Origin of the sequence: Christiangramia forsetii KT0803 (assembly GCF_000060345.1) — a bacterium.
Taxonomy (GTDB): Bacteria; Bacteroidota; Bacteroidia; order Flavobacteriales; family Flavobacteriaceae; genus Christiangramia; species Christiangramia forsetii.
Map to the genome: position 1 here is coordinate 1,119,640 of NC_008571.1, position 17,545 is coordinate 1,137,184.

At 35.9% G+C, this 17,545-nt stretch carries 15 protein-coding genes; 4 read left to right on the forward strand and 11 right to left on the reverse strand.

The features are described 5' to 3' along the window. Window positions 1-5: 5 nt before the first annotated feature. The 3 genes from GFO_RS04920 to purL all read right to left on the reverse strand — a co-directional run bounded on the left by GFO_RS04920 (window position 6) and on the right by purL (window position 6,203). Window positions 6-458, reverse strand: a complete 453-nt coding sequence (locus GFO_RS04920) for a MarR family winged helix-turn-helix transcriptional regulator (RefSeq protein ID WP_011708941.1) — start codon at window positions 456-458, stop codon at window positions 6-8. A gap of 162 nt (window positions 459-620) precedes the next feature. After that, the gene (locus GFO_RS04925; protein WP_011708942.1) at window positions 621-2,402 is read right to left on the reverse strand and encodes an AMP-dependent synthetase/ligase; all 1,782 of its coding nucleotides are present in this window, start codon (window positions 2,400-2,402) and stop codon (window positions 621-623) included. 123 nt (window positions 2,403-2,525) lie between these two features. Next, window positions 2,526-6,203, reverse strand: coding sequence for a phosphoribosylformylglycinamidine synthase (gene purL / locus GFO_RS04930; protein ID WP_011708943.1), 3,678 nt, complete (start codon window positions 6,201-6,203; stop codon window positions 2,526-2,528). A gap of 292 nt (window positions 6,204-6,495) precedes the next feature. Here purL and GFO_RS04935 point away from each other — a divergent pair, with 292 nt between their 5' ends. Next, window positions 6,496-7,062, forward strand: coding sequence for a DUF4377 domain-containing protein (locus tag GFO_RS04935; RefSeq protein ID WP_011708944.1), 567 nt, complete (start codon window positions 6,496-6,498; stop codon window positions 7,060-7,062). A gap of 130 nt (window positions 7,063-7,192) precedes the next feature. On the opposite strand, the gene GFO_RS04940 is transcribed toward GFO_RS04935, so the two are convergent. Beyond that, window positions 7,193-8,404 carry an RsmB/NOP family class I SAM-dependent RNA methyltransferase gene (locus tag GFO_RS04940; protein ID WP_011708945.1) on the reverse strand — a complete coding sequence of 404 codons (1,212 nt, stop codon included), beginning with the start codon at window positions 8,402-8,404 and terminating at the stop codon, window positions 7,193-7,195. A gap of 72 nt (window positions 8,405-8,476) precedes the next feature. Here GFO_RS04940 and GFO_RS04945 point away from each other — a divergent pair, with 72 nt between their 5' ends. Next, complete coding sequence (locus tag GFO_RS04945) at window positions 8,477-9,544, forward strand: WD40/YVTN/BNR-like repeat-containing protein (RefSeq protein ID WP_011708946.1); 1,068 nt, start codon at window positions 8,477-8,479, stop codon at window positions 9,542-9,544. A 79-nt stretch (window positions 9,545-9,623) separates the two neighbouring features. Here GFO_RS04945 and GFO_RS04950 read toward each other — a convergent pair whose 3' ends face one another. From GFO_RS04950 to GFO_RS04960, 3 genes are read right to left on the reverse strand one after another with little or no spacing between them, the layout of a single operon-like run. Beyond that, entirely contained in the window at window positions 9,624-10,079 is a 456-nt protein-coding gene (locus tag GFO_RS04950) for a hypothetical protein (protein ID WP_011708947.1), read from the reverse strand. 3 nt (window positions 10,080-10,082) lie between these two features. Beyond that, window positions 10,083-10,616, reverse strand: a complete 534-nt coding sequence (locus GFO_RS04955; protein ID WP_011708948.1) for a hypothetical protein — start codon at window positions 10,614-10,616, stop codon at window positions 10,083-10,085. Between the two features lie 31 nt (window positions 10,617-10,647). Continuing rightward, window positions 10,648-11,193 carry an RNA polymerase sigma factor gene (locus GFO_RS04960; protein WP_011708949.1) on the reverse strand — a complete coding sequence of 182 codons (546 nt, stop codon included), beginning with the start codon at window positions 11,191-11,193 and terminating at the stop codon, window positions 10,648-10,650. Between the two features lie 352 nt (window positions 11,194-11,545). Between GFO_RS04960 and GFO_RS04965 the strand changes: the two genes are divergently transcribed. Continuing rightward, window positions 11,546-11,902 (forward strand): hypothetical protein, encoded by a 357-nt coding sequence (locus GFO_RS04965; RefSeq protein ID WP_041250013.1) that lies wholly within the window; start codon window positions 11,546-11,548, stop codon window positions 11,900-11,902. Between the two features lie 107 nt (window positions 11,903-12,009). Here GFO_RS04965 and GFO_RS04970 read toward each other — a convergent pair whose 3' ends face one another. The 4 genes from GFO_RS04970 to GFO_RS04985 are packed head-to-tail and all read right to left on the reverse strand — an operon-like array spanning window position 12,010 to window position 17,117. Beyond that, window positions 12,010-13,833: an ABC transporter ATP-binding protein gene (locus GFO_RS04970; RefSeq protein WP_011708952.1), complete on the reverse strand. Its 1,824-nt coding sequence runs from the start codon at window positions 13,831-13,833 to the stop codon at window positions 12,010-12,012. A 10-nt stretch (window positions 13,834-13,843) separates the two neighbouring features. Beyond that, window positions 13,844-15,574: a phospho-sugar mutase gene (locus GFO_RS04975; protein WP_011708953.1), complete on the reverse strand. Its 1,731-nt coding sequence runs from the start codon at window positions 15,572-15,574 to the stop codon at window positions 13,844-13,846. 49 nt (window positions 15,575-15,623) lie between these two features. Continuing rightward, window positions 15,624-16,583, reverse strand: coding sequence for a glycosyltransferase family 2 protein (locus tag GFO_RS04980; protein ID WP_011708954.1), 960 nt, complete (start codon window positions 16,581-16,583; stop codon window positions 15,624-15,626). A gap of 3 nt (window positions 16,584-16,586) precedes the next feature. Beyond that, a complete protein-coding gene (locus GFO_RS04985; RefSeq protein ID WP_011708955.1) occupies window positions 16,587-17,117 on the reverse strand; it encodes a DUF4199 domain-containing protein in 531 nt (176 codons plus the stop codon). Window positions 17,118-17,267: 150 nt separating this feature from the next. On the opposite strand from GFO_RS04985, the gene GFO_RS04990 reads away from it, so the two are divergent. After that, window positions 17,268-17,522 (forward strand): type B 50S ribosomal protein L31, encoded by a 255-nt coding sequence (locus tag GFO_RS04990; protein WP_011708956.1) that lies wholly within the window; start codon window positions 17,268-17,270, stop codon window positions 17,520-17,522. The last annotated feature ends 23 nt before the right edge of the window (window positions 17,523-17,545 follow it).

A 17,545-nucleotide genomic window follows, 5' to 3' on the forward strand; every position in this document is an offset into this window, starting at 1 on the left:
TCGTTTTATCTGATACTTATTTCTTCAGTATATATTTTTTTTTCGCTTATAAGCTCTGTTATGGTATTTGCCACTTCATTAAAGGTCTTTAAATCTTTATCTGAAACATTTTCCTTTACAGCTTCATCAAATCGCAGTACCACGCGCTTGGAATAATCTCTCATCTCTTTACCAAATTCGGTTAAGTGTATTAGCACACTACGGCCATCACTCGGATTTCTCTTTCTAATAATAAGACCTTTTTCTTCCATGGTTTTGAGAATCCTGGAAAGACTTGTCGCTTCCATACCCATTTTGGGACCCAGCGAAGTAGATGGGGTGCCATCTTCAGGATCAATGCTTAAAAGAGCAAACCCCGTAGCCATAGTGCTGCCCGCTTTTCCAGCTTCCTCATTATACATTTTTGAGACAGCCATCCAGGTGGCACGCAATACATAATCTATCGTTTTTTCTTTCATCTGGATTTTGAATGAACCCAAAGTTAGGAAAAAATATTATGCATGCATAATAAAATTGGTTTAAAAATATTAATATACTGAATTTATGGTCTTAATATTCTTAAAATAAAAAAACTCCTCGGGTAGGGAGGAGCTTTTTTTGTGGAATTCTTAGTTATTATTTTAATAACGATTATAAAGTTTTTCGTATAGATCTTTATACTTTTCTCTAATTATTCGTCGTTTTAATTTCATGGTAGGAGTAAGGTGTTCATCTTCTACAGTCCAGGCCTCCGGGGTTATTTCAAAAGTTTTGATCCTTTCCCATTTCCCGAATTTTTGATTATAGAAATCTACTTCTTCCTGAATTCTATCTCTTACCATACTATTTCTGGCAATATCTGCAGGAGTTCCCTCCCCAAGATCTATATTTTTTTTACTAGCCCAGTCTTCAATGAATTCAAAATTTGGCTGGATTAAAGCCGAAGGCATTTTCTCACCATCGCCAACAACCATGATTTGTTCTATAAAACGGGATTGTTTCATAGTATTCTCTATCAGCTGTGGAGCGACATATTTTCCCCCGGAAGTTTTGAACATTTCTTTCTTCCTGTCTGTGATCTTAAGGAATCCATCCTTATCAATTTCTCCAATATCCCCGGTATGAAAATAGCCTTCTTCATTAATTACCTCTTTTGTTTTCTCTTCATCCTTATAATAACCTTTCATTACATTAGGTCCCTTGGTAAGAATCTCCCCGTCCTCGGCAATTTTAACTTTCACATTTTGCAACACTTTTCCAACGGTTCCAATTCTGAAACCATGGTTACGCTCATCGTTTACCGAAATAACCGGCGAGGTTTCTGTTAAACCATAACCTTCCATCACGGGAATTTCAGCAGCTGCGAAAACACGTGTAAGTCTTGGTTGAAGTGCGGCACTACCCGAAACAATAAGCTCTATGTTTCCACCAAGCCCTTCTTTCCATTTTGAAAAAATAAGTTTCCTCGCAAGTTTTAGTTTGGTTTCATACCACCAACCGTTTGCCTCATAAGGTTCATATTCCAGACCTAATTCTACTGCCCAGTAAAATAACTTTTGTTTAACTCCTCCAAGTGCGGTTCCCTTAGCGATGATTTTATCGTACACCTTTTCTAGAAGTCGAGGCACCGCAGTTATCACATGAGGTTTAACCTCTTTAAGATTGTCACTAATTTTATCAATAGATTCAGCGAAATAGATCGATACCGAATAATACTGATATAAATAAAGAATCATTCTTTCAAAAATATGGCAAACTGGTAGAAAGCTCAAGGCTACGTAAGTTCCGGTCTCAAAAGGTACTCTGGGAGCACTTCCTAAAACATCACTTACAATATTGTTATGGGTTAACATAACTCCTTTAGGTCTGCCAGTAGTTCCTGAGGTATATATTATAGTAGCAAGATCATCAGGTTTTACAGCCTTTTTTAATTTTTCAACTTCATCCTGGTTTCCTTTATCTTCACCACTCTTAAGTATCTCTTTCCAATTCTGACAACCTGCTATTTGGTCAAAACTATATACTTCTTTAAGTTCTGTAGTCCCTTTTATAGAATTAACTTTTCCTAATACTTCTTCATCTGAAACGAAACAGTAAGTTGCTCCACTGTGATTTAAGATATATTCATAGTCATCTTCTGATATAGTAGGATAAACAGGAACGTTCTGTGCTCCAATTTGAAGTATACCAATATCCATTACGTTCCACTCGGTTCGGTTGGAAGTGGAAATTACAGCAATCTTATCATTGGGTTTTACCCCTAATCTTAATAGACCACGGCTTATTGTATTTGCCTGATCTATATATTGTTGAGTGGAAATTGTTTTCCATTTACCATCATATTTGGTCGCCAATGCTTCATCCAATGGATTGTTCTCAAGCTGATAATATGGAAAGTCGAAAAGTCGTTTTATTTCATTCATGAAATTGGACAGTTTTAGATATGCCTTGCAAAATAGCAAAAAAGAGGGCTACTTCAAATTGATAATTCAAAAAAAAAGGGATGTTCTTAACATCCCTTCAAAATAATTCATAAAATTATCTGCTTACTGCTTCTTTTCCAGCCATTTTCTGGCATTCACAAAACCTTCCAGCCATGGGGAAACTTCGTCCTTTCTTCCGTTGGGATAATTAGCCCAGTTCCACTGAAAGGTAGAACGTTCCAAATGCGGCATCATTACCAAATGTCTACCCGTATCATCGGTTAAAATAGCGGTATTGAAATGTGAGCCATTAGGATTTGCAGGATAACCTTCATATCCGTATTTACCAACGATATTATATTTTTCTTCTTCATATGGGAAGCTGAATTTACCTTCTCCATGTGCTGCCCAAATTCCTAACTTACTGCCAGCAAGACTGGAAAGCATCACAGAATTATTCTCCTGAATTTCTACGGAAGTAAAATTACATTCAAATTTATGGGATTCGTTATGAAGCATTTTTGGTTTTTGCTCATGTTCAGAATTTATAAGTCCTAGCTCAATGAATAATTGACAACCATTACAAACACCCAATGATAAAGTGTCTTTCCTTGCGAAGAAACTGTCCAATGCGTTCTTAGCCTTTTCGTTATATAAGAAAGCACCGGCCCAACCTTTTGCACTTCCCAATACATCTGAATTTGAGAATCCGCCCACCGCGGCAATAAACTGAATATCTTCAAGAGTTTCACGCCCCGAAATAAGATCTGTCATATGCACATCTTTCACATCAAAACCAGCGAGGTACATAGCCCTGGCCATTTCACGTTCAGAATTTGAGCCTTTTTCACGAATGATGGCAGCTTTTATCTTTGGTTGAGATTTCTCATTAGCATTCGAATTGACGGGAAGTTTACCAGTAAAATGCTCCGGGAACTTGAATTCCAGTGGTTGTTCCTTGTAATTATGGTATCGCTCTGTGGCTTTATCAATTCCGCTTTGCTTTTCATCAAGCAGGAAAGACGTCTTGTACCAGGTGTCTCTTAATTCAGAAATATTGAAACTAAGATCTGTCCCAATATTTTTAATCTTTAAATCATTTCCTTCGGTAACTTTACCAATATTGAAAAATTCAATATTCTTTTCTTTCAGTATTTCTTCAATTGAATTGTCTTTAGCCTGAAATACAATTCCGCAGTTTTCATTAAAAAGTAATTTAATGATGTCATTTTCTTTTAAAGCCGAAAGATTAAGGTCTGCTCCAAGGTTCACATCGGCAAAACACATTTCCAACAGACTTGTGATAAGTCCGCCTGAAGCCACATCATGCCCGGCCAGAATAAGATCTGTTTTGATCAACTCCTGAATAGCATTAAATGTTTCAGCAAATTTCTTATCGTTTTTTATAGTTGGAACTTCACTTCCTACCTTATTCAGAATCTGGGCGAAAGAAGAGCCTCCCAATTTGAAATCGTCCTGAGAAAGATTGATATAATAAATATCGCCACCGTTCTTTTTAAGTACAGGTTCAACCACTTTAGTGATATCATTACAATGTCCCGCCGCTGAAATAATTACGGTGCCGGGAGAGATTACCTGGGAGTCTTTATATTTCTGTTTCATCGAAAGAGAATCCTTTCCTGTAGGCACATTAATACCTAACGAAATAGCGAATTTTGAAACTGCTTCAACAGCTTCATATAATCTGGCATCTTCGCCTTCATTATTACACGGCCACATCCAATTCGCCGAAAGGGAGATAGATCTTAATCCTTTCTCCAGGGGAGCCCAAACAATGTTAGAAAGAGACTCCGCAATAGAATTTTTAGATCCGGCAACGGGATCTACCAGGGCAGAAACAGGGGAATGGCCAATAGAAGTAGCCACACCTTCTTTTCCTTTATAATCTAGCGCCATCACTCCACAATTGTTCAGGGGTAATTGCAACGGGCCGGCAGTTTGTTGTTTAGCGACTCTACCAGTCACGCAGCGATCTACTTTGTTAGTTAACCAGTCTTTACAGGCAACGGCTTCTAATTGTAAAACCTGATCGAGATATTGATGAATTTTAGATGTTTCGTAGCTTACATCTTCATAATTTCTTTTAATGGTTTTATCGTTCATGATTGTTTTAGGAGAACTCCCGAACATATCAGAAAGTTCCAGATCCATAGGTTTTTGACCTGATTTCTCTCCTTTAAAAGTAAAACGATGATCCCCGGTTACATTTCCTACTTCATACATTGGGGAGCGTTCTCTGTCTGCTACTCTTCTTAACTGAGCTATTTCAGCTTCTCCAATGACCAGTCCCATTCTTTCCTGGGATTCGTTTCCAATAATTTCTTTTGCTGAAAGTGTGGGATCTCCAACAGGAAGCGCATCCAGATCTATCTTTCCACCTTTTTCTTCCACAAGTTCGCTTAGACAGTTTAAATGTCCGCCGGCCCCATGATCATGGATAGAAACGATTGGGTTTTTGTCACTTTCTACCATTCCACGAACAGCGTTGGCAGCACGTTTTTGCATTTCAGGGTTGGAACGCTGAATGGCATTCAGTTCTATTCCGCTACTGAATTCACCGGTATCTGCTGAAGAAACGGCAGCACCGCCCATACCAATTCTATAGTTTTCACCGCCTAAAACAACGATTTTATCTCCTTTATTCGGAATATCTTTTATCGCCTGATCCTGTTTTCCGTAACCGATTCCTCCGGCAAGCATGATTACTTTATCATAACCCAATGCTCTATCATGTTCAGAATGTTCAAAAGTTAAGACTGAACCTGAGATTAAAGGCTGACCAAACTTGTTTCCAAAATCGGAAGCTCCATTAGAAGCTTTTATCAGAATATCCATAGGAGTCTGGTATAGCCAGTCTCTTTCTTTCATTCCGTTTTCCCATTTTCTGTCCTTATCAAGACGAGAGTAAGAAGTCATATAAACTGCAGTTCCTGCCAATGGAAGTGAACCTTTTCCTCCGGCAAGTCTGTCGCGAATTTCTCCACCGCTTCCCGTAGCTGCTCCATTAAAAGGTTCTACCGTAGTGGGGAAATTATGTGTTTCAGCTTTAATTGAGATTACAGAATCAAAGTCTTTTATCTGATAATATTCCGGAACATCTGGAGCTTTAGGAGCAAACTGTTCTACTCTTGGGCCTTTTACAAAAGCAACATTATCTTTGTATGCTGAAACAATATTATTAGGATTTTCTTCAGAAGTCTTTCTGATCATTTTGAAAAGAGAAGAAGATTTCTCTTCTCCATCAATTACAAAAGTCCCGTTAAATATTTTATGTCTACAATGTTCAGAATTCACCTGGGAAAATCCAAAAACTTCAGAATCTGTAAGTTTTCTACCTAATCTATCTGACAGTTTTTCCAGGTAATCTACTTCCTCAGCATTTAAAGCTAAACCTTCCTGCTTATTAAACGATTCTATATCATCCACTTCAATAATTGGAGCGGGATTTACATGAATATCGAAAATATCCTGATCCAGATTTTCATATTTCTGGGAAATCATGGGATCAAAATCATGGAAATTTTTGTCAACTCTCAAAAATTCTTCAATTCTTATCAAGCCATGAATACCCATATTTTGAGTGATCTCCACAGCATTCGTACTCCAGGGAGTGATCATGGCGGCACGAGGACCAACAAAAAAATCTGCCAGCGCAGATTTATGTATTTGTTGAGTATTTCCGAAAAGCCAGTTTAGTTTTGAAATTTCCTGGGCTGAAAGTTCTGAGTGTGTTTCCACAGCAAAAACCTTGGTAGTTTGGTTTCCGAAGAAAAGGATCATTTATGTTGTGTTTGTGTTGTTTTTAAAGCCACAAATTTATGATTTTTTATCGGGTAGATTAAATAATTTAAGAAAGTTAAATTCTAAATTTTTGCAAGATTCCGTATCTTCATAAGAATAATTAAAATATTGATGTATATATGTTTTCTGTCGTAAAAGTAGTTTCGTCATCCTGAATTTATTTCAGGGTTTTTATACGGCATTGATTTACATTGAAATGAGATTCTGAAATAAGATCAGAATGACGTCATTTATTAATTTAGGAATTTTACGGATATATAAAAATCATTAAATGCATATCAAATTCAATAGTCTCATTCTAATAGGTTTTTTCACTTTTTTTGGAATGAATTCCTGTAACCTGGAAGGAAATGAAAATAATGAAGGAGAGGTAGTACGTATGCGTGTAAATCATTTTAAGCAAACTGCCTTTGGAGTTGCTCCTCAATTAGTATTATTAGTTCAGGAAGCTGAAGAAATAGGAGGGGAGGAGTGGAATTATTTTTATGATGGAATTAAAGATTTCGAGTATGAATATGGCTATGTGTATGATATTTCAGTGAAAAAAGAACCGGTAGAAAACCCACCGCAGGACGCTTCCTCAATAAAGTATATTTTATTGGATGTAATTTCTAAAGAAAAGATTGATAATACCGAAACCTTTGAGATCAAATTAAAGTGGGGAGGTAATAGCTTTGTAAGCAGTACGGGCGATCAATACACACTTATGGATGAATTACTTATAGATTGCAATGAATTATGCGAAAATCTTGCGCAGGGACTGGAGAATGAAGATGAATTAACCGGTACATTTTCTCATGTTTCTAATGGAGAAATAAGACTTATAACGCTCCAGTAAAAATAAGGGTTTTGAAAAATTCGCAAATTCATCCTGAACTTTTTTCAGGAACTTATATTTTTATACCGCAATAATTTTAAAGTTGAAACAATTTCAGCTTGACAGATATAGCCTTTTTTGACATAGACAATTAGTCTTTCTGCAATAAAGCCATATAAAATCCGTCATAACCGCTTTCACTGGACAAGAGCTTTTTCTCTCTTAATAATTTAAAATCTTTTCCACTTTCTGTTTTTAAGAACTTCTGAACTTGTTTTTCATTTTCTGAAGGTAAAATAGAACAGGTCGCATACACCATTTTTCCACCTTCTTTCAATATTCTGGAATATTTTTCCAGTATTTCAAGCTGTGTATTTTTGATTTTTTCCAGAAAATCCGGTTGAAGTTTCCATTTCGCATCGGGATTACGGCTTAGAACACCCAATCCGCTACATGGAGCATCAATAAGAACTCTATCTGCCGAATTATAAAGCTTCTTGATCACTTTAGTAGAATCTATACTCCTGGTTTCTACATTATGAGCTCCGGCACGCTTGGCTCTACGTTTAAGTTCTTTCAATTTATTTCCATAAATATCCAGAGCAATGATCTGTCCCTTGTTTTCCATTAAAGCAGCAAGGTGAAGAGTTTTTCCGCCGGCACCTGCACAGGTATCTACTACACGCATTCCCGGTTTTACATCCAGCAATTCGGCGACTCTTTGAGAATTTGCATCCTGAACTTCAAAAAGGCCATCCTGAAAAGCTTTTGTTTTAAACACATTAGCTCTCTCTTTTAGTTCCAGTGCTTCGGGATAATTACGAACGCCAGAAGTTTCAATACCTTCTTCGCTAAGTTTTGCAGCTAATTCTTTAGGATTGGTCTTTAAATTATTGGTTCTTAAAATAACAGGAGCCTGTTCATTTAGCGCATGGATTTCTTTGGTCCAAACTTTTTCGCCTAACTCTTTCTCTCCAAGTTCATCCATCCAATCTGGTACAGATTCTCTAAATTTTCTTATCCTGCTTAATTCATCAAATCTACCTTTGATACGTCTTTCTGGTGTTTTCTCAAATTGAGGCCAGTCAGGAATAGTTACGCCTCTAAGCACGCACCAAACGGCGAGCATTCTAAAGATATCTTCTCTTTTAAAAGGCTCTTTTACTTCAGCTATTTCAGCATAAAGTCTTTTCCATCTCACAATATCATAAGTGGTTTCTGCAATAAAACTACGATCTCTAGATCCCCATCGTTTATCTCTTTTCAGAGTCTTTGCTATAACCTTATCGGCATAATTTCCTTCATTAAAAATTTCAGCTAAAGCATCAACGGTAGCAAAAACAAGATTCCTGTGTAGGCGCATAAATATTCTTTAAAGCCGCAAAGTTACGTTTTTTTGATTCGGATTAATTTATATTTGAATCAAATTCCTGATATGAAAAAATTAAGTTTTTTATTGATTTTATTGGCCTTTGCCTGTAAAGAATCTTCAAAAGAGAATTCTCCGGAAAACCTTGAAAATAACAAACCTGAATATTTTGAATCTGTTGAAGCAGAAGTGATACTTGAGGATGATTCTTTAAGTGTGAGGGCCATTGAGATCATAGGAAAAAATCTTGCTTTTGCTGGTAACAATGGAACATATGGTTTATATGATTCAGCCAATAACACGTGGAAAACCAATATTCAAAAATTTGATACTCTAGTTCCAGAGTATAGAGCGATTGCTAGCACCTCAAATGATTTTTTTATGTTGAGTGTTGGAAGTCCCGCACTTTTATATAAAACTGGAAATTCTGGTAAAATGGAGTTGGTTTATAAGGAAACACATGATAAGGCCTTTTATGATGCGATGACCTTTTGGAATGATAATGAGGGGATTGCGATGGGAGATCCCACTGATGGATGTATTTCAATAATTATTACCAGAGATGGTGGTAAAAGCTGGAGCAAAGTAGACTGTGAAAATTTACCTGAAGCTGCAGAGGGAGAGGCCGCATTCGCTGCAAGTAATTCTAATATTGCCATTCAGGGAAATAATACCTGGATCTTAACCGGAGGGACAAAATCAAGAATTCTTTTTTCTCCAGATAAAGGAGCTTCCTGGCAATTATTTGAGACGCCTCTATTGCAGGGAGAGCCAACTACGGGAGGTTATAGCCTGGATTTTTATGATGATAAAAACGGAATTATAATTGGAGGGGATTATACCAATGCAGAAGGGAATAGAGGTAATAAAGCAGTGACTGCTGATGGAGGAAAAACCTGGGAATTAATTGCTGAAGGAAAAGATCCCGGTTATAAGAGTAGTATTAGGTTCGTGCCAGATTCTAATGGGAAGCAAATTCTGGCAACTGGTTTCTCTGGAATTCATTATAGCAAAGACAGTGGTAAAAGCTGGAAGAAACTATCAGAGCAAGGCTTCTATACATTAAGGTTTGTAAACGATACTTTGGCGTATGCTGCTGGTAAAGGAAGAATAGCAAAATTAATATTTCGTTAGAAAGAAATAATCCGACAGATTAGAAACCTGCCGGATTATAACTACTAACTAACCAAAAAACTAAATATGAATAGTTCTGCTATTCACTGCCATTATTCTCTTTTCGCCCTTGTTTTGAACGATATTCTTTAATAAGCTTTTTATGAAATTCATCTTCCAGCTTATGTAATTTAATGATATCTTTTGCTGAAATGATCTGTTTAAGATCCTTGAACAATTGCTTCTTAATCTTATATTCTTCATTTTCTACAGATAGAAACTCATCAAGAAGATCATTAGCCTTATTCTCATCTATACACTCTACATTTTCAAGCTCTATATGTTCTCTTTTGTGCAGCTCTCTCTTCTTTGACTCATATTCATTATAAATTGGCCAGAATTTTTCAGCAAGCTTATCGTTTAGATTTAATTCCTGCGTAAGAAAAGCAACTTTAAGCGCTTTTATTTTTTCCCTTTGAGCATCTTTGTCATTTTCCTGCCCAATCATTTGAGAGGTGGAAAAAAGAACACATAATATTAAAATAAATTTCTTCATAGTTTATTCCAAAATATAGGCTGGATCTTCAATGTTTTTATCAATATAGTCAAAAACAGCATCAGAATTTACCGTGTTGAAATCTGAATCATCAATAAGCTTACCATTTTCAAAAACGTAATCTGAATATTCAGCAGAGCTCAGTTCAAAATATCCCATATCATAACCTTCATCGATATAATTTTCCATTGCTGAAATTTCAATATCATCCCAACCTAATGGCTGATTAGTTCCAGTTTTGAAAAAGTTACCTAGCATTAGAACGAAAATGGCGGCTACTGCTGCAGCATAGAAGAAATATTCTTTTTTAAATAATCTTCTTACACGAGTATTCTCATCGTATGTTTTAGCAATAATCTTATCTTCCAAAGAACTGAAATAACCATCAGGAACAGAGAACTCTTTTCCTTTTGGTGGAATCTCAATAGATTTCTGATCTTCCAATCTAAGCATCATCTTTTCCTCAAGATTCCCAAAATAGTCTTTAGGGATCTTAAAGCCAGAATTCTGCGGATATTTGGATTGATTGGTTTTCATCAGTTATATGACTCGGGTTTTTCTTAATGGTTTAATTGGACTTTAAAAATTCTTCAATTTTTTTTGCCGCGATATGGTAAGATGCCTTTAACGCACCCTCACTGGTATCCAGCAATTCCGACATTTCCCTGTATTTCAAATCCTCGAAATATTTCATATTAAATACCTGTTGTTGTTTATTAGGCAGGGTAGCGATCGCTTTTTGTAATTTTAGCTGAATTTCACCTCCTTCAAAATATACATCACTTTCCAGGTTATCTATAATTTGATTCTGTAACTCTTCTGAAGTGATCTGCATTCTTCGTGCCTTTTTATTCAAGAAGGTGATAGATTCATTGGTAGCGATACGATACATCCAGCTATAAAGTTTACTATCCCCCTTAAACTGACCAATATTTCGATAAATTTTTAGAAAAGTATTTTGTAGGATGTCATCGGTATCATCGTGATTCTTAACGATGTTTCTAATATGCCAGTAGAGTCTTTCCTTGTAAGTAGATATAAGTTCCCTGAAAGCCTCTTGAGAAGAAGAGCTATCCTGCAATCGGGTTACTAATTGATCTTCGGAATTTTGCAAAACTGTACAATTTATGCCGCGTAAAGATATTGAAAGCTTAAAGCATTTAAAATTAAAATTTAGCTTTAATTTTGTAGGAAAATAAAGTCAAATATCAATCATCAGATCGACTAAAGGTAAAAAATATTGACAAAAGACGTTAATTTTTTGTTTTGTTGAATAGTTTGATATATATTTATCCCAACAATAGGATTTAATCCTTTTTTTGCCCCTTAACAATTGAATTAGATCGCATTATTTTCATTTGCCCCAAAGTGGAAATAATTTTGATAAAAATGGATGATATTTTTTATATCATCCATTTTTTATTTTGTATTTTTTTTGAAGTTTATTGAATTCTAAATATACTTCTATGAAATATTTTAAAATACTTCCTCTATTTATTATAGCTTTCTTTTTTTGCAACTCAATGAAAGCCCAGGATGCAGATACTTTAAAAGTAGGGGACATACTCACAATTGAAACTCCTAAGAATTACCAGTACAGTCATTTAAACCTTCCAAAGGCAAATTTTATTATTAAAAGTGGAGAAATAGTTAATTATAAAAAACTACCTGGCACTCGTGTGGAGATCACCAAAATAAAAACAAAGAATAGTAAAACTATTGTCCTGTTAAAAAGAAAAGACGGTAAAAAATTCTTTGGTAGTTTTCCGTCAATACGTGCAAGCTACAAGAAGGCTTTAGCCTCTGGTGAATTGTCCAGATAATATAAAAAAGTTTTTTTAAATTAAGGGAGGGAAGCCATATTCAGGGCCTCTATAATTTGATTATTTTCTAAAATAATTAGGTTAGAGTAGTGAAATTCCAATTCTTATTACTCAAAAGATTGCATTTCTACGAGCTTCCTGTAAGTCCCATTTGCTGCAATTAGTTCCTGATGTTTTCCTTGCTCTACAATCTCTCCTCTTTGCATTACAATAATTTTATCGGCATTTTGAATAGTTGAGAGACGATGAGCGATCACCACAGAGGTTCTGTTCTTCATCATATTTTCCAGTGCTTTCTGAACAAGTTTTTCACTTTCAGTATCTAAAGCCGAAGTAGCTTCATCCAGGATCATTACCGGAGGATTTTTTAATACAGCTCTGGCAATAGATAAACGTTGCTTTTGCCCACCACTCAATTTATTTCCGCTGTCGCCAATATTTGTATCAAGCACGGCAGGGAGTTCTTTTACGAACTCCCAGGCATTGGCAATTTTCAATGCATCAATAATCTCTTCATCTGTCGCATCTTCTTTTCCGAGAGCCACATTGTTTCTTATCGTGTCATTAAATAAAATGGAGTCTTGCGTTACCAATCCCATTAAATTACGAAGAGATTTCTTTTTTATATTTCGTATGTCTGTTCCATCTACTTTAACGCTTCCATCGTTTACATCATAAAAGCGGGTAATTAGGTTGGCAATGGTAGATTTTCCCGAACCAGATTGACCCACAAGCGCAACGGTTTGCCCTTTAGGAACAGTCACGCTAAAATTCTTCAGTACTTTTTCTTCCTCGTAACTAAAATTGATGTTTTCTATACTTATTTCGTTATTGAAATCCTTCTTATCAATCGCATCTGGAGCATCGGTAATACTCGATGGAGTTTCAAGTACTGTTAGAATACGCTCTGCAGCTGCATTTCCTTTTTTAACGCTGTAGGATGCCTTCGAGATTTGCTTTGCCGGTGTAAGAATATTATAAGCCAGACCCAGAAACGCAATAAATGTTGCGGCATCCAGACTGCCTTCGACCAATACCATATTTCCACCAAACCACAGAATAATTACAATTACAAAGATTCCCAGAAATTCGCTTGTGGGTGACGCAAGATTCTGTCTATTTATAAGTTGGTTTAAGATGTTATGCAGTCGGTTTGTAGATTCCTGAAAACGTGCGTAAAATTTTTGTTCAGCATTAAATCCTTTAACGATTTTAAGACTGGAAAGTGTTTCTTCTACAATACTTAGAAAATGGCCATTCTCCTCTTGTGCCAGATTAGATTGTCTTTTAAGTTGTTTCCCGATAACAGAAATTACAAAGCCTGCAATAGGGAGGAATATAAATACAAAAAGAGTGAGTTCTGCACTCATCACAAGCATTGCAATAATGGTAAAAAGGATGGTAAGCGGTTCCCTAACAATCAATTCTAAAATCGAAAGGAAGGAGGTTTGCACTTCATTTACATCTGCGGTTATTCTTGAAATGGTGTCTCCTTTTTTCTTTTCCGAAAAATAAGAAACAGGCAGCTCAAGAATTTTCTTGTACATAGCATCCCGAACATCTCTAAGTACACCATTTCTTAAAAATGTAAGAAAGAAGGAACTTAAATAACCTGCCAGATTTTTCAGAAAGAAGAGCACAACTACAATTCCGCAAATAAATACAAGCGCAGCTACTTCATCTTCATTAACTCTTTGAGTAACTTCATAATTAAAATAATCTGTTACATAATCTTTGATTCCTGTGAACCCGTCCCAAACCGGTTCTTTAGACACTCTTTTAGTCTTATCGAAAAGGACTTGAATTACCGGAATTAATGCAATAAAAGAGAGTGTGCTAAAGATTGCATAAAAAATATTGCAAATAATATTGAGTATTGCAAACTTTTTGTAGGGTTTTGCGAATTGGAGTATTTTCCTGAAATAGGTCATTTAAAATAAGTTAGCCCAGTTTTAATTCTTCTTTAATTCGGGCAATTTTATCACTCAGCTTTTGATCTTCAGCAGCGTAATTTTCAACAGTATCTAAATCTTTATTTACACTGATGTAGAATTTTATCTTAGGCTCGGTACCGCTGGGTCTTGCCGCGATCTTAGTTCCGTTTTCAGTATAATAAATGAGGACATTAGATTTTGGAATATCAATGCTTTCTTCAGTATGATTTTGGGTGTTTTTCGCTATAGATGTTTTATAATCTTCTACTAAAACAACTTTTTCCCCATCAATTTCTTCCCATGGATTTTCTCTAAGATCAATGAGCATTTGTTTTATTTCCTGTTCGCCTTCAATTCCTTTTTTAACTAAAGAAATAAGTTCTTCCCTGTATAGCCCGTGTTCTGTATAGAGCTCAAGCAATTTTTCATAAAAAGATTTCCCTTCATCTTTCATTTTGGCAGCGATTTCACAAGCGAGTAGGGTAGCGGTTACCGCATCTTTATCCCGTACAAAATCACCCACCATATATCCAAAACTTTCTTCTCCACCGCCAATAAAATCCATTTCAGGATGATCTTTGATTAACTTGGCGATCCATTTAAAACCGGTAAGAACTTCCATATATTTTACTCCGTAAGCTTCTGTAAGGTTTTTCAGCATAGGGGTAGAAACAATGGTGGAGGCAACGAATTCGTTCCCTTTAATTCTGCCTTGTCTTTTCCATTCTTCTAAAAGGAACCAGGTCATTACAAGCATGGTCTGGTTTCCGTTTAATAGAATCATTTCGCCTTTCAAATCTCTTACAGCAACTCCAAGGCGGTCACAATCGGGATCTGTTCCAATTACAATATCAGCGTTTTTTCTCTCTGCAAGATTCAAAGCCATTTTAAGAGCTTCTGGTTCTTCAGGATTTGGGGATTTCACGGTTGGAAAGTTCCCATTTGGTTCTCTTTGTTCTTCTACAATATGAACATTTGTAAAACCTGCTTTTTCTAATACTTCTGGAACTATAGTGATGGAGGTTCCGTGTAGAGAGGTGAAAACGACATTTAAATTTTCTCTTGCCGAAGCCGAATTATCAAAACTTCCATTTTTAACTGAAGCATCAGCAAAATCTTGATCAACCTCTGTATCTATTTCCTGGATTAGTTCTTCATTGGCTTTGAAATTTATAGCTGAATATTCCAAAGCATTAATCATATTAACTACTTCAGAATCGTGTGGTGGCACTAACTGGCCGCCATCTTTCCAATATACTTTATAGCCATTATACTCCGGCGGATTATGACTTGCTGTAAGAACAATTCCGCATTGGCAATCTAATTTTTTTACTGCGTAGGAAAGTTCTGGAGTAGGTCTTAACTCTGAAAATAAAAAGACTTTGATCCCATTTGCTGAAAAAACATTTGCAACAACCTTTGCTAGTTTCTGACTGTTATTTCTACAATCGTATGCTATAGCTACTTTAATTTCCTTATCCGGAAATGATTTTTTAAGATAATCTGAAAGGCCTTGTGTATTTTTTCCCAGCGTATATTTATTGATGCGGTTGGTGCCTACACCCATCATTCCACGCATCCCGCCAGTACCAAATTCGGCATTCTTATAGAAGCTCTCTTCAAGTTCCTTAGGATTCTCGTCAATAAGCCTGTTTACTTCAGACCTGGTGTCATTATCAAAAATATCGGTTAGCCATGCTTCGGCTTTCTGAAGAATTTCAGGTTTATTAGTAGCCATATTTAGATTGTTTTACTTAGCAAAAATAAGGATTAATCCTTGAAAGGAATTAAATATTGGAAGTGGTTTTTTTTATAAGATATCGATCTTTATCCCTCTTGGATCTAAGAATTAATTCGCCTAAGAATCCTGCAAGAAAAAACTGAGTACCTATGATCATTACTGCAAGTGAAATATAAAACCACGGATTTTGGACCACCAGGATATTGGGCATTCCATGATATAATTTATAAAGTTTAGAAAGTCCTATCCAGCCGGCAGAGATAAACCCAATAATAAACATTAATACTCCTAAAGCCCCGAAAAGGTGCATGGGTCTGCGGCCAAATTTTGATAAGAACCAAATACTTATCAAATCAAGGAAGCCATAGATAAAACGGCTCATCCCGAATTTTGTTTTTCCGTATTTTCTTGCCTGATGTTGTACTTCTTTCTCGGTGATCTTGTAAAAACCTGCGTTTTTTGCCAAAACAGGGATATAACGATGCATTTCTCCGTAAACATCAATATTCTTAATCACTTCGTTGCGATAAGCTTTTAATCCACAATTAAAATCGTGCAGTTTTACCCCGGAGGTTTTTCGTGCAGCAGCATTGAAAACCTTAGAAGGGAGATTCTTTGTGATCACATTGTCATATCGCTTCTTCTTCCAGCCTGAAACCAGATCGTTGTTTTCTTTAACGATCATATCATATAATTCAGGAATTTCTTCCGGATTATCCTGCAGGTCAGCGTCCATTGTAATCACCACGTCCCCCTGAGCTTCTATAAAGCCAGCGTGCAATGCTTGCGATTTTCCGTAGTTACGATTAAACCGAATCCCCTTAACCCGATCATCATTTTCCGAGAGGGATTCGATTGTTCGCCAGGAACCATCGGTACTGCCATCATCAATAAATATGATCTCATAAGAAAAGGAATTGGATCGTAAAGTTTTTACGATCCAATTATATAATTCTATTAAAGATTGTTCTTCGTTTAGAAGTGGTATTACAACCGATATCTGCATTAACTATACGTTTGTAGTGTCTTTTTCTCTGAAAATTAAGGCAACTATTAATCCAATTATAGAAAATATTACTAATTGCACGGCTACGCTAATCAAGACATTTTTCAAAGAAAAGAAATTCTCTTCTTGCATCTTAAGCATAGTTTCATTAATCTGAGCCTCGGTCATGCCAAATTTCTCAAACATTTCAGCTTGCTTCTCCATGGTTAGCTCCTGTATGGTACCTGCAGCTTCTGGGTCTATGACGTTAAAAAGTATCAGGCTAAAAATGGTGGATAAAACCAGACCTATTAATACCGTTAAAAAATAAGCTGAAAATGCTTCTTTAAAACTAAAAATACCTGTGTAATATTTTTTAGTCTTGCTCACAGCCATAATGCTAATTGCGAGAATGATTAAATAAATGATAGGAGTATAATACCATTCTATCATTAGCGAAATGTCAAAAGCATAGACCAATACAGCGATTAAAATAAGGGCTAAGCCTAAATAAAGACCATAACTTGTAGCTAGTTTTTTAGTAGTTTGTTCCATTAGTTAGTTGAAGTTTGATTAATTTAGCAGTTAGTTAACAAATATAGCAAAACGTTACAATCTGAAATCAATAAAAACTTTTTTCATTTTTGTTTGTAATTCAGGACTTATTAGTTAAATTTGCACCTCGAAAATAAAAAGATCAAAGCGATGAAGCAGGGAATCCATCCGGAAAATTATAGATTAGTAGCATTTAAAGATATGTCTAATGAAGACGTATTTCTTACAAAGTCTACTGCAAAAACAAAAGAAAGCATTGAAGTTGACGGAACTGAATACCCGTTGGTAAAACTGGAGATATCCAGAACTTCTCACCCATACTACACAGGGCAAACTAAGCTTGTGGATAGTGCTGGTAGAATTGATAAATTCAAGAACAAATACTCGAAATTCAAGAAAAAGTAATTTTTTTCTGTTTTTCAGAATAT

Excerpts from the sequence above, each read along its gene's own strand:
- GFO_RS04920 (WP_011708941.1), bottom strand. The coding sequence starts at position 458 with ATGAAAGAAAAAACGATAGATTATGTATTGCGTGCCACCTGGATGGCT.
- GFO_RS04925 (WP_011708942.1), bottom strand. The coding sequence starts at position 2,402 with ATGAATGAAATAAAACGACTTTTCGACTTTCCATATTATCAGCTTGAG.
- purL (WP_011708943.1), bottom strand. The coding sequence starts at position 6,203 with ATGATCCTTTTCTTCGGAAACCAAACTACCAAGGTTTTTGCTGTGGAA.
- GFO_RS04935 (WP_011708944.1), top strand. The coding sequence starts at position 6,496 with ATGCATATCAAATTCAATAGTCTCATTCTAATAGGTTTTTTCACTTTT.
- GFO_RS04940 (WP_011708945.1), bottom strand. The coding sequence starts at position 8,404 with ATGCGCCTACACAGGAATCTTGTTTTTGCTACCGTTGATGCTTTAGCT.
- GFO_RS04945 (WP_011708946.1), top strand. The coding sequence starts at position 8,477 with ATGAAAAAATTAAGTTTTTTATTGATTTTATTGGCCTTTGCCTGTAAA.
- GFO_RS04950 (WP_011708947.1), bottom strand. The coding sequence starts at position 10,079 with ATGAAGAAATTTATTTTAATATTATGTGTTCTTTTTTCCACCTCTCAA.
- GFO_RS04955 (WP_011708948.1), bottom strand. The coding sequence starts at position 10,616 with ATGAAAACCAATCAATCCAAATATCCGCAGAATTCTGGCTTTAAGATC.
- GFO_RS04965 (WP_041250013.1), top strand. The coding sequence starts at position 11,546 with ATGAAATATTTTAAAATACTTCCTCTATTTATTATAGCTTTCTTTTTT.
- GFO_RS04970 (WP_011708952.1), bottom strand. The coding sequence starts at position 13,833 with ATGACCTATTTCAGGAAAATACTCCAATTCGCAAAACCCTACAAAAAG.
- GFO_RS04975 (WP_011708953.1), bottom strand. The coding sequence starts at position 15,574 with ATGGCTACTAATAAACCTGAAATTCTTCAGAAAGCCGAAGCATGGCTA.
- GFO_RS04980 (WP_011708954.1), bottom strand. The coding sequence starts at position 16,583 with ATGCAGATATCGGTTGTAATACCACTTCTAAACGAAGAACAATCTTTA.
- GFO_RS04985 (WP_011708955.1), bottom strand. The coding sequence starts at position 17,117 with ATGGAACAAACTACTAAAAAACTAGCTACAAGTTATGGTCTTTATTTA.
- GFO_RS04990 (WP_011708956.1), top strand. The coding sequence starts at position 17,268 with ATGAAGCAGGGAATCCATCCGGAAAATTATAGATTAGTAGCATTTAAA.